Here is a 12,675-nt window from a genome sequence, read left to right as displayed (position 1 = left end):
TTGATTAGTTATTTGATTCTATTGATGTATCCATGTTGGATTTTTGTAAACTCTTTTTTTCTTTTACCAGTTCGTCCTCGAAGAGCATTCGGACCGATGGCGTATAGGAATCGTCATATTGCCCATTTTTTACGGATAAAATAAACGCTGTAAAAAAGACAATGGCAACGATGATACTAATGGCCAATAACACATATATAACACTCATACCTACCTGAATTTCGGGGTAAAATTACCGTTGTTGATTCCTTTTAAATATGACATTTATCAGTTTTAAAAATTTTATTAAAATGCTTATTCCTTATCGTTCCTTAGTCCAATTTTCTGCCCAAAAGGTTGGTCCGTACCGTTGTAAAGGCGACCACGCTAATGGAGCTCAAGGGCATTAAAATGGCCGCGATTACGGGCTGCAACTGCCCGGTAACCGCAAAATAAAGTCCCACGACATTGTAAAGGAGCGACAATAAAAAGCTCAGTTTTATAATCTTCATGGCCTTCTTTGAGGCGATGATATACTGGTATAGGTATTGGAATTTTGAGGCATCCATAATGCCATCACAGGCAGGAGAAAATACATTGATGTTTTCTGAAATTGCGATGCCTACCTCCGCTTGGACAAGTGCACCGGCATCGTTGAGACCGTCACCCACCATCAGCACCTTTTTTCCCTGTTCCTGCAGGGATGTAATAAAGGCCAGTTTATCCTCTGGTTTTTGATTAAAGTACAGTGGGGTGAGTTTTGGCAGGAGTTTTTCCAAGTTTTTCTTTTCCCCTTCGTTATCCCCGGATAGAATGGCCAATTGTAATTGTTCCGACATTTGCCTAAAAACCTCCGAAACACCTTCCCTATACTGATTATGGAAGACGTATTTGCCCTTGTACGCATTATTGCTCGCAACATGCACCGCCGTATTCAAACTATCCGATACTTCCCGGTTGCCCACAAATTCTGATGATCCAACCCTAATATGCTTGCCGCCTTTACTACCCTCGAGGCCTTTGCCCACGTGTTCCTCGTACTCATCCAAGGTATAAATATTGTGGTCTGACAGAATATCGTATAAGGTTCTGCTCAAGGGATGGTTCGAGGCCCTTAAGGTATTTTTTAAAAGGGATTCTTCTTCCCGTGTCAACGGCATCCCTTCATAAGTGGCCCAGCTTCTTTTGGATGTGGTAATCGTGCCGGTCTTGTCAAATATGGCCGTGTCTACCTGGGCCAATTGCTCAATGGCAGCTGTGTCCCGTAGATAGAATTTCTTCTGACCAAATATTCTGAGCATGTTGCCCAAGGTAAAAGGGGAGGCCAATGCAATGGCACACGGGCAGGCGATGATCAACACGGCCGTAAAAACGTTCATGGCCAAGGACGCGTCAAAATACAACCAATAGGAAGTAGCCAAAAATGCGATGGTGAGCACCCCAATGGTAAAGCGTTTTCCAATACTATCCGTGATGTTTTGGAATCGGGTAGACTTGTCCGTTTTAAAGACCGAGTTGCTCCAAAGCTGGGTAAGGTAACTTTGGGAAACGGATTTTAAGGCCTCCACCTCAATTGGCCCGTTCATTTGTCTGCCCCCTGCGAATACTTTATCGCCAAATTCCCTTTCCACGGGAACCGATTCCCCCGTTACAAAACTGTAATCAATCTGCGCTTTGCCCTTGTAAAGAAGGCCGTCTACGGGAATCAGTTCCCCATTTCTGATCAACAACAGGTCACCTTGCTTGATTTCGTGTACCTGTGTACTCACCTCGGTGCCATCATCATTGATTTTGGTGACCGCAATGGGGAAATAGGATTTGTAATCCCTTTCAAAAGAGAGAAAGGAATAGGTCTTTTGCTGAAAAAATTTCCCAAGTAGTAGGAAAAAAACCAAGCCGGTTAGGGAGTCAAAAAAACCGCTTCCCCAATCGAACATGATTTCGACCGTGCTACGAACGAACAAAACCAGTATCCCCAAGGAAATGGGAACGTCTATATTCAGTATTTTGGATCGCAGCCCTTTGTATGCCGAAATGAAGTAATCGGCTCCCGCATAAAAAACGACCGGAAGGGAAAATGCGAACATCAGCCATCTGAAAACCACTTCATATTGGTTCAACCAAAATTCGCCACCGGAAGTTTTGCTGGAGCTTATATCAAAATAATCCGGGAAGGAAAGAAACATTACATTGCCAAAGGCAAACCCCGCGACTCCCAACTTGTAGATAAGGCTTCGGTCTACCTTTTTTTTGGTTCCATCTATATCTTCCAAGGATATATAGGGTTCATACCCTATTCTGGCCAATAGCACCACTACCTCCTTTAGGTTGGTCTTTTTGCTGTTATAGGATATCCGTACCGTTTTCTTGGAAAAGTTTACTTGTGATGAGGTAATGAACGGGTTCAGCTTGTTCATGTTTTCCAAAACCCAGATACAGGAACTACAATGTATTAAAGGAACATAGAGATTGACGATTTGGAGGTTGCCATCATTGAATTCCGTTAATTTTTCAACTAAACTATCCGTTTCCAGAAAGTCATAGGTACCTTCGATAGCCGTGGGTGTAGAACCCGCCGAAGCCTGTAAATCGTAATAATAGGAAAGATTGTTTTCCGAAAAAATCTCGTAGACTGTCTTGCATCCGTTGCAACAGAAGCATTTTTGGTCGTATTCGATACTATCGGAATCGCAATCGTCACCACAGTGATAACAATGTTGCTTTTCCATAATTCATTTGCTAATACCTTGGGCAAAGGTTGGAAATGAGGCCGTGTTTAAATATGATATTTATCAGGTTTTGCGTAACTTGTAGGTGTTACTTTTGAGTGGTCAGTTAAAGTTTATAAAATGGAAAGCAGATGTGAAAATTGTATCGTGCGACAATTCAATTCCTTACGTGCGATGTCCAAGGAGGAATTAAAGCGGGTATCGGATTCCAAAACTACGCGTTTAATCAAGAAAGGTGAAGCCATCTTTAAAGAGGGCGAAAAGCTTGACGGTGTGTTTTGTGTTCGTGATGGGGTATCCAAACTATCCAAATTAAGCGAGAACGGAAAGGATCAAATTGTAAAACTTGCCAGCAAGGGTGAGGTCATTGGCCAGCGATCCGTAGTGGCGGAAGAAAGCGTAAACCTGAGTGCCGTGGCCGTGAGCGACATGGAGGTTTGTTTTATTCCCAAGGAGGGAATAGTCTCTACGTTACATACCAACCCAAATTTTACCTTGGAGGTATTGAGGCATATGGCGCACGACCTTAAGGAGGCCGACGACGTTATCGTGAACATGAGCCAAAAAAGCGTAAAGCAGCGAATGGCCGAAGCCTTTTTGTATTTGAAAAATAATTTTGGGGAGGATGAGGAAGGCTACCTGAGACTCGTCCTATCCAGGGAGGATATCTCCAATGTTGTTGGAACCGCCATAGAATCTTGTATTCGCATCATTTCAGAATTCAAGAAAAAGGGGTATCTGAGGACCTCTGGAAAAAGAATCGGAATCAAGGACGAGAAGGCCCTAAAAAATTTGGTGGAAGGATTTTAAGTCTTAATTTCTTATTATTTATCGCAATCACATAGTGCAATCGCCTCAAGTACTTTGTTTTCTATCGGATTAAAGCAAATTTGAGTGCTTATTTAACTTGATGGGTTCAATGGGATGTCACTACATCGCCCTCACTAACATTCAAAATCCAAAAAGCACTATTGTTGGGTATCTAATGTCTTTTCATCTAAACCTGATAATTGTCATAGTTTCACCGTAGCGTACGGTCTAATTTTATCGCCGATTCAAAGTTGAAATTAGATGAAGAATATTTTAATTCCTACGGACTTTTCGGATAATTCCTGTAATGCCATCAAGTATGCCATTTCCATGTTCTGGGATCAGGAATGTACCTTTTATTTGTTGAATACCTACACGCCAGCCATTGCGGGAAGTAGGTTTATGGCAGCGACCTTTGAAGAAAGCATGTTGACCAACAGTGCCTCAAAGTATTCACAAAAGGGACTTGAGGATCTCGTGGCAAGGGTTCAGAAGGACTTCAATAACGATAGGCATCATTTTGAGACCATTTCTTCCTTTAGTTTGTTGGTGGATGAGGTCATTGAAAGCATTACGGCCTATGATATTGAATTGGTCATTATGGGAACTACCGGGGCGACCGGTATGGAAGAGGTCTTTATGGGAAGTAATGCGGTACGGGTCATCAAATCTGTCAAGGATTGTCCGGTATTGGCCATTCCTCAAAATTTTGAGTTTGAAAAACCTACGGAAATCGCTTTTGCCACGGATTTTAACCGTTTTTACACCAAATCCGAGCTAAGGCCTTTGGTAGAATTGGCGGGGATTTTTGATGCCACCGTACGTATCGTGCATGTGCAATATGAAATCAAAACCCTTTCCGAACTGCAACTGTTCAATTTAGGGATGTTGCGCAAATATCTTGGCGAAGTGGAACACTACGTGCACACCGTGTCTGAATTGAATTCAGTATCCAAGACTTTGGAGGTCTTTTCCAGGGAAATGGACATTCACTTACTGGCCATGTTGAACTACCAACACAGCTATATGGAACAATTGGTACGGGAGCCTGTGGTAAAACGGGTGGCCTTTCATACCCAAATCCCGCTTTTGGTCATACCGGAATTGGGCATGACCTCCCACTTAAGGGAATCCAGTAAAAAGGAAAAGGTAGTCGTCCCTAATTAAGGCGATTTCCAATGGGATTGTCCTCGTAAAAATCCTTGAATGTTTTGTCCGTCTTATAGTTATCGGTCAGTACTTTATAGACCATTAGGACAATCAGGGCCTGACCCAAAACGGTGCAGTAAAATACCCAATTAAAAGGGAAATCCATTACGGACATGATGGTAACCGTGACTAGGGCTAAAGTGGTAATCAGCACCCAAACGTAGACTGAATCTTTCATTTTTAACAGAAAGATAGTGTTTAGGGACTGGTAATTGCGTTAAAGTATTTCTAAAACTTGGACTAAAAATCGTGTTGCCAAAATTTATCGGCCTCTGGAATTACCGATTTTTTGCCAGCATCAAAAGGGTTAAAATTGGTTTTTGCAAAGTAATACCATAAGGTTGAGGACAATGCGGGGGTGATATCGGCATGGTCCCATAAAGCGCTCGCGCCATAGGAAGTTCCATAGTTTGCGGCATACGGTATACCTGCGGCATTTTCTGAAATCGTGCTCTGAATCCTTGTCCTTTCAATGTCCAACATTATTTTTTCGGAAAGGTCGTATCGCTCAATGCTGTTAAAGGCCACTGCCATTTGTGCGGTACCTTCCAACCAAATTACGTCTTTGTCCTGGTCAAAGCAATATCCTGTAATCATTGCCCCGCTCAAGGTGGCAGTTTGGTCATTTAGGAATTTGTTCGCCTGAAATAACACGTCATCAGAGAGATCTTTGAAAATTAGTTTGCTTAGGGAAAGCACGTCCAAAGCAAAGGCATACTCCGGATTTTCTGGCCAGGCCATCAAGAGTCCCAATTCCTCGTCCCACCTATTGTTCCTTAGGAACTGTAGGATATTTGTGTGGAAATCGTCATATCCTTTTACGGCATGAAATGCCGTGATCATACCTTCCGTAACATTTGGGATTTCTGTCCCGTCCGCATTCGTACCGCCTTTCAGGGCGCCATTTTCCATTTGAAGGGACCGTAACCAGCTATCCAGTTTAAGGGCAAGGGCTTCATATTTTGTGGATTGATATTTGTTCGCGTATTGGTTCAAGGCAATCAGCAACCAGGCATTGTCGCCCATCCAGACCCTTTCTGGCTCGGAACCATCGGAATTTCTAAATTGATAAAAACCGCTGTTCTGGGATAGCTCGCTATCGGCTAAGGATTCATAGTAATCGAATATCTTTTCCGTATTTTCCTTTTTATCCTCCTGTATGAAAAATATGGCGGCAAGCGCATTATCATATAAGGAGGTAAAGCTTGAAATTTCCGTACTTTCCATTAAACCTGTAGTCTGTTGTCTTCCTACGACCCAGTTCACAAAAGCCTCATCAAAAATTTGGGATTTTTGATTTGTTTTTTCGGATTCGGAGGCAATATCCTCGTCCAAGGAAACCATCAAATCTTCCTGTATGGTGGTTACGTCCTCTTTGGTGCAGGAGATAAAAAGGAACAAAAACCAAAAGATGGATGCAATTAAGCGTAGGTTCATAGGGTAGGTCAATACAGATTTGGAACTGCAAGATACGTTGTGGTGTGGTGGAAGAGGGAAACTATCGACCAAGCGAAAGTATCTTCGCCATTGCTCCTGTTCTTTGTTTTTAACCTGATTTAATGGGTTTTAATCGAATGTGCCCAATGTGTATATATCCCTTTTCAAGGAAGAAATTGACCTTTCATCTTTTCCTATTTTTTTAAACCCTACAAAATATTAAAATTCCTTTCTTATCTTTGTTTCGTTGTGTTGTGTCTCAAAAGCAATTTTGGGACAATGGTGTGAATAGGTTTTAGCCTATTTTAAACCAATGAAAGGCTTTCCATTTGGGAGGCTTTTTTTGTTTATGGGCCTATTTAAGGAAGGTCGTGAAGGAGGTAATGCACCATGGATGCGGCCAATTTCGCCGTTTGGTCGTCCACGTCAAAATCTGGATTTAATTCCGCAATATCCAAAACCCTTAGTTTTCCGGAGCCCATTATGGTCTTTAGGGATTGCAAAACAACATCTGGGGTGAAACCCATGGGTGAAGGGGCACTTACCCCCGGGGCATATGCCGAGGAAAACCCATCAAGGTCAATGGTCACATAGATATGGTCTACACTGCTGGTAAAGGCGTTTATCCAAGCATTTATTTCATTGTGGAATTGAATTCTAAAAGTGTCCCGCATGATATATTGCACATCCAATCCCTTTGCCGTTTCGAACAGGGTCCGGTCGTTGGCGTCCTTTCGTATACCTAGGCAAAGATATTTGAAGGGTGAGCCGTTTTCTTTACAATCCTGGGCTATCTGATAAAATGGGGTGCCAGAATTGTTAACGGTTGAAGTGTTGTTCCGTTTATTGTTTCTTAGGTCAAAATGGGCATCAAAATTTATAATGCCGATGGTGCCAGAGTTTCCCACGTATTTTTTGAGTCCGCCGTACGTTCCATAGGCCATATCATGACCCCCACCCAGCACAATGGGAAAATGGTTTTTTTGTAGTAGTTGAGAAACAGATCCCGAAAGGTCCAATTGGGTTTTTTCCATATTACCATCCAAGCAAAGTAAGGTCCCAACGTCACAAACAAAGGTATCCGTTGTTAGATGATTTGGGAGTTTCCCCAACTGTTTCCGGATCGCATCCGGTCCATTAATAGCTCCACATCGCCCCATATTCCTTTTCACACCTTCATCACAGGCATAGCCCAAAAGTGAAAAGCATTTTTCGGAAGCAACCGTGGATACGTTGGAAATAGGCAAACAAGAAATCTTTTCATGTAAATACAGCTGCTGGCCCGAAGGTCTTCCGGTGTATATGTTCGAAAAAGTTTCTGAATAGTTGCTCATATATTTTTTTTAATGCTAGGGTCGCCCTAAAAATATGTATTTGTACGGTCGAGCTGCCATATCGAGTCTTTCGTTTTGCTTTGCAAGGGACGTTCAAAGAAAACATATTTTCTTTTCACCCAATGATGAATATAAACAAAAGTCGAGATGCGTAACCTTCTTTCCTAGTAACAGACTTTTGATGACCTCTCGACTGCGCTCGAGGAGACAAAAAAACTATCCGATTAATTCCTGCTAAAGGAATAATTTTTCCAAAACGTGGTCCTCCACGAAGTTAGGCAAATTAACGCGTAAGTTGGGTGTGCGCTCCATTTCCCTTTGTAAGGCGAAAATGGCTTCCTTGTTTCGGGCCCAACTTCTTCGGGCGATGCCATTGTTTACATCAAAGAACAACATGTTTCTTAATCGGTTCGAAGCTTCCTTTGTCCCGTCGAGCACCATACCAAAACCTCCATTTATGACCTCGCCCCAACCTACGCCACCGCCGTTGTGAATGGATACCCAGGTGGCGCCCCTAAAGCTGTCGCCGATCACGTTGTGTATGGCCATATCCGCAGTGAACTTACTACCGTCGTAAATATTACTGGTTTCCCGATAGGGACTGTCCGTGCCGCTCACGTCATGATGGTCCCTGCCCAAAACAACGGGGGCGGAAATTTCGCCCGACTTCACCGCCTGGTTAAAGGCTTCGGCGATGGCTGCCCTACCTTCTGCATCGGCATATAAAATCCTTGCCTGGGAACCAACTACCAATTTGTTTTCTTCGGCCTCATGGATCCATTTGATGTTATCTTCCATTTGCTGCCGAATCTCAACTGGAGCGGTCACTTTTATACGTAACATCACCTCAAGGGCTATCTCGTCCGTTTTTCTTAAATCCTCAGGTTTTCCAGAGGTGCAGACCCATCGGAACGGTCCAAAACCATAATCGAAACACATGGGCCCTAAAATATCCTGTACATAGGAAGGATAGGCCCAACCCCCGGCCCCTTCCCCAAGGGAAGGGGTGTTACTAAAATTGCCCTTAGAATCCTTGTAGATAGCCGCCCCTGCCCTGGAGGCCTCCAACAAAAAGGCATTACCGTAATCAAAGAAATAGCAACCTTTTTCGGTGTGCTTATTGATGGCATTGGCATGTCTCCTTAGCGAATCCTGGACCTTGGCTTTGAAAAGTTCGGGATTTGCGCTCATCAATTCATTAGACTCATCATAACTGAGTCCCACCGGGTAATAGCCCCCGGCCCATGGATTGTGCAAGGAGGTCTGGTCAGAACCTAGATGTACAAATATGTTTTCAGTATAAAATCGTTCCCAAACCGTTACAACATTGCCTATATAGGCTAAGGAAACAATTTCTTTTTGCTCGATGGCCGTTTTGGTTCGTTCAACTAGGCTGTCAATATCTTCCAAAAGTTCATCTACCCATCCCTGTTCAAAGCGTTTTCGGGCGGCCGCCGGATTCACTTCGGCGCAGACGGTAATGCAGCCTGCAATATTTCCTGCCTTGGGCTGGGCGCCGCTCATGCCTCCCAGCCCGGCCGTAAGGAAGATTTTTCCCGCTGAGGTCTCACCGGGTTTCAACACTTTTCTAAAGGCGTTCATGACCGTAATCGTAGTGCCGTGAACGATACCTTGGGGTCCAATATACATGTATGAACCGGCTGTCATCTGGCCGTATTGGGTAACCCCTAAGGCATTAAACTTTTCCCAATCATCCGGTTTGGAATAATTGGGGGTCATTATACCGTTGGTCACGACCACCCTTGGAGCTTCCTTGGAAGACGGGAACAAACCCATGGGATGCCCGGAATAGATATGAAGTGTTTGATCTTCGGTCATGGTAGCCAAATAGCGCATGGTAATGAGATATTGTGCCCAATTCTGAAAAACGGCACCATTGCCCCCGTAGGTAATCAATTCTTCCGGATGTTGCGCCACATCGGGATTCAAATTGTTTTGTATCATCAGCATGATTGCGGCCGCTTGAGCTGTTTTGGCCGGATAGTGGGAAATGGGTCGGGCATACATTTCATAATCTGGCATGAATCTGTACATATAAATGCGACCGTATTCCATGAGTTCTTTGGCAAATTCTTCCGCAAGTTCTTGATGCCATTTCTCGGGGAAATAGCGCAGTGCATTGCGTATGGCCAGTTTTTTCTCCTCGGTTGAAAGGATATCCTTTCTTTTTGGAGCGTGCGAAACTAGGGAAGAACGTTCTTTTTTCTTTGGCAATTCGGTGGGAATACCTGCGAGAATCTGTGCTTTAAAATCCATGCTCATGATTTAGGCTTTATGTTTGTTGTACACCAAACTTCCATTTTTCCAGACCATGCAGGGTTTCAGGTTGCCTTGGTTGTACAGGATTTCCTGGTAGTTATTGGTATGGAAAAGGCTAAAATCAGCCAAGTATCCTTTTGCCAATTTCCCCCGGTCCGTAAGGCCCAAGGCCGCCGCCGCCCTAACCGTGATTCCGGCGAGGACTTCCGCATTGGTCAATTTTTCAAAAGCCCCCAATATGGCTGCTTGGGTCAACAAATCTCCCATGGGTGCTGAACCTGGGTTATGGTCGCTTGCAATGGCCAAGGTCGCTCCTGCATCCAACAATTTTCTTGCGGGGGTAAAATTGCAGCCAAGTCCCAAAGAGGCTCCCGGTAGGGCCGTGGCAATGGTATTGCTTTTAGCCAAAAGCTCAATTTCGGTATCCGTACTCGCCTCCAGGTGGTCCGCACTAATAGCACCGTATTCCACGGCCACTTTGCTCCCACCGGTGGAAAATTGGTCGGCATGCACCGTGATGTTAAACCCTAGGTTCTTGGCGGTTTTAAAATAAGGAGCGATTTCTTCCGGTGAAAAGGCACTCTCCTCAATAAATGCATCGATTCTGTTGGTGAGGTTTTCGGCTTTCAATTTAGGCAACAGTTTTTGGGCTAGTTCCTGTAAATATGAGGTTTTCGTGCCATCATAATCTTTTGGAAACATGTGCGCGGCTAGACAGGTCGGGATTAGGTCCGATGGAACTTCTTTGTTGGCTTCCTGTATCGCCTCCAATATTTTTAATTCTTCATCCAAGGAAAGCCCGTAACCGCTTTTCACCTCCAAGGTTGTTACACCTGTCTTAAGATGCCGATTGGCCAATTTTGCCGTCTTTTTTATCAAGGTTCCTTTGTCCGCTTTTCTGGTTTGGGTAACCGTATCCCAAATACCACCGCCCGCTTTGGCGATTTCCAAATAGGTTTTTCCCGAATTTCTGAGCGCGTAGTCGTTCGCCCGACTCCCCCCGAAACAAATATGGGTATGGGCATCGATAAAACCTGGAAGACAAACATGGTCGCCAGTTAATTCTTGGCACTCGGCAGAAGGATGTTCTTTCTTTAGGGTAACATATTTTCCCGTGGCCATCACTTTTCCATCAGAAACCAAGATACCTGCATTCTCTATAATCCAAAGTTGACTATCCGTCAGGGCACCTTTTAAAGGCAGTGCCTCCATGGTCAATAGTTGTTTGAAGGGTCCGATTAATTGCAATGCATCCATAAATTAATAGCTTTCAAATTCTGCCGAATACTTTGTATTGAGCGATATATTTTTGTTTTTTTCCACTTTTTCAATGACCGATATGATCGTTTTGTTCCGGATCATTTCAATCCCCTTTTCGATATCGTCGGAAAAAACGCGGTCCCGATCCGCAAAGGATACCTTTTTCCGAACGGCTTTATGGACTTCATCCAAAAAGATACCCGATTTTAAGGGTTTTCTGTATTCAAAGGCCTGCGCCGCCGTCAGTAATTCAATGGCCAATATCTTTTCCACATTTTGAATGACCCTAAGTGCTTTTCTTCCACTGATGGACCCCATGCTTACGTGGTCTTCCTGCCCCAAGGAGGTGGGTATGCTATCCGCACTGGAGGGAAAACACATGCCCTTGTTCTCGCTGGCCAAAGCTGCGCTGGTATATTGCAAGATCATATAGCCGGAATTGATGCCTGTGTCCTTCATCAATAATTTTGGAACACCCGGACTATTCCCTTCCAAAGCCAAATAAATTCTTCTATCCGAGATGTTACCTATTTCCGAGGCGGCCAAACAGGCATAGTCCAAGGCCATTGCGAGCGGCTGGCCGTGAAAATTACCCCCGCTAATGGTCAGTTCCTCGTCAATGATTACGGGGTTATCCGTGACCGAGTTTAGTTCTGTTTCCAATAATTCCTTGAGATGTAACCAGGCATTTCTAGAGGCTCCGTGTACCTGTGGGATACAACGCAGGGAATAGGGGTCTTGGACCCGATCGCAATCGATATGGTCCTCCATGATTTCGGAGCCTTTGAGCAGTCGCTTGACCCTTCGGGCGACATGGATATTGCCCTTGAAGGGACGTAGTTCGTGCAGTTCCTTGTAAAAGGGTTTTACGGAACCTTGTAGCCCTTCGATCATCATAGCGCCAATTATATCCGCTTGGGACAGTACCGAATGCAGTTTTTCAACGACTTTGACCGCATGGGCCGCAATGAACTGGGTGCCGTTTATAAGGGCCAGTCCTTCTTTAGGTCCCAAATGTATTGGTTGAAGGGCTGTTTTATCGAACATCTCCTGAGTCTGCATAGTGTTTCCTTGATAAACCACCTTGCCCAGCCCTATGAGGGGAAGGAACAAATGGGACAAAGGGGCCAAATCTCCCGATGCCCCAACGGAACCTTGGGAGGGCACTATAGGTATCACATCATTTTCAATATGCCAGAGAATACGATTTAAGGTATGTAAGGCTATTCCGGAATAGCCCTTGGCCAGGGAATGGGCCTTCAAAACCAGCATAATTTTGGCCAATTCATTGGATATAGGTTTCCCCACGCCTACACTGTGACTTTTAAGGATGTTGGTCTGTAGGATACGGGTCTCCTCCTTGGATATTTTTGTGGTACACAGGGGACCGAAGCCCGTATTGATGCCATACACGGGCTCCCCCTTTTCCACAATGTTTTCAACTACACGAGAGCTGGCTTCAATCCGTTTTTGGATTGTTTTGGACAGGACACTTGTAGTCTCTCCTTTTACGATATCTAAGACCTTACCTACAGTAAGCCGGTCTTCTCCAAATTTAAATGTGTTTATGGCCAAAATTTGCATTTTGAATATTAGTTTTATAAAGATATTGTTTAAGTTTGATAATCACCAATACC

Annotated in this window: 10 protein-coding genes; 2 read left to right on the top strand and 8 right to left on the bottom strand. The window is 44.2% G+C overall.

All coding sequences use genetic code 11. The features are described 5' to 3' along the window. Positions 1-4: 4 nt before the first annotated feature. Together ccoS and BFP75_RS05135 are read right to left on the bottom strand one after the other, a co-directional pair. Positions 5-208, bottom strand: coding sequence for a cbb3-type cytochrome oxidase assembly protein CcoS (gene ccoS / locus BFP75_RS05140; protein ID WP_099543940.1), 204 nt, complete (start codon positions 206-208; stop codon positions 5-7). A gap of 103 nt (positions 209-311) precedes the next feature. Continuing rightward, a complete protein-coding gene (locus tag BFP75_RS05135; RefSeq protein WP_099543939.1) occupies positions 312-2,708 on the bottom strand; it encodes a heavy metal translocating P-type ATPase in 2,397 nt (798 codons plus the stop codon). A 120-nt stretch (positions 2,709-2,828) separates the two neighbouring features. Between BFP75_RS05135 and BFP75_RS05130 the strand changes: the two genes are divergently transcribed. Together BFP75_RS05130 and BFP75_RS05125 are read left to right on the top strand one after the other, a co-directional pair. After that, positions 2,829-3,518, top strand: a complete 690-nt coding sequence (locus tag BFP75_RS05130) for a Crp/Fnr family transcriptional regulator (RefSeq protein WP_099543937.1) — start codon at positions 2,829-2,831, stop codon at positions 3,516-3,518. Between the two features lie 261 nt (positions 3,519-3,779). Next, positions 3,780-4,685, top strand: a complete 906-nt coding sequence (locus tag BFP75_RS05125) for a universal stress protein (protein WP_099543935.1) — start codon at positions 3,780-3,782, stop codon at positions 4,683-4,685. Here the strand turns inward: BFP75_RS05125 and BFP75_RS05120 are convergent. The 6 genes from BFP75_RS05120 to hutH form a co-directional block, all read right to left on the bottom strand. Beyond that, positions 4,678-4,905, bottom strand: coding sequence for a hypothetical protein (locus BFP75_RS05120; protein WP_099543933.1), 228 nt, complete (start codon positions 4,903-4,905; stop codon positions 4,678-4,680). The two genes, BFP75_RS05125 and BFP75_RS05120, sit on opposite strands and share 8 nt — an antisense overlap. Before the next feature lie 62 nt (positions 4,906-4,967). Continuing rightward, entirely contained in the window at positions 4,968-6,164 is a 1,197-nt protein-coding gene (locus tag BFP75_RS05115; RefSeq protein WP_240531700.1) for a hypothetical protein, read from the bottom strand. 359 nt (positions 6,165-6,523) lie between these two features. Further along, positions 6,524-7,498 (bottom strand): formimidoylglutamase, encoded by a 975-nt coding sequence (gene hutG, locus BFP75_RS05110; RefSeq protein ID WP_099543932.1) that lies wholly within the window; start codon positions 7,496-7,498, stop codon positions 6,524-6,526. Between the two features lie 234 nt (positions 7,499-7,732). After that, positions 7,733-9,775: a urocanate hydratase gene (locus BFP75_RS05105; protein ID WP_099543990.1), complete on the bottom strand. Its 2,043-nt coding sequence runs from the start codon at positions 9,773-9,775 to the stop codon at positions 7,733-7,735. 9 nt (positions 9,776-9,784) lie between these two features. Then, positions 9,785-11,035, bottom strand: coding sequence for an imidazolonepropionase (hutI, locus tag BFP75_RS05100; RefSeq protein ID WP_099543930.1), 1,251 nt, complete (start codon positions 11,033-11,035; stop codon positions 9,785-9,787). Between the two features lie 3 nt (positions 11,036-11,038). Further along, positions 11,039-12,613, bottom strand: a complete 1,575-nt coding sequence (hutH, locus tag BFP75_RS05095; protein WP_240531699.1) for a histidine ammonia-lyase — start codon at positions 12,611-12,613, stop codon at positions 11,039-11,041. Positions 12,614-12,675 lie beyond the last annotated feature (62 nt).

This window comes from Maribacter sp. 4G9, assembly GCF_002742265.1.
GTDB lineage: Bacteria > Bacteroidota > Bacteroidia > Flavobacteriales > Flavobacteriaceae > Maribacter.
This window is presented reverse-complemented; position numbering and strand designations above follow the sequence as displayed.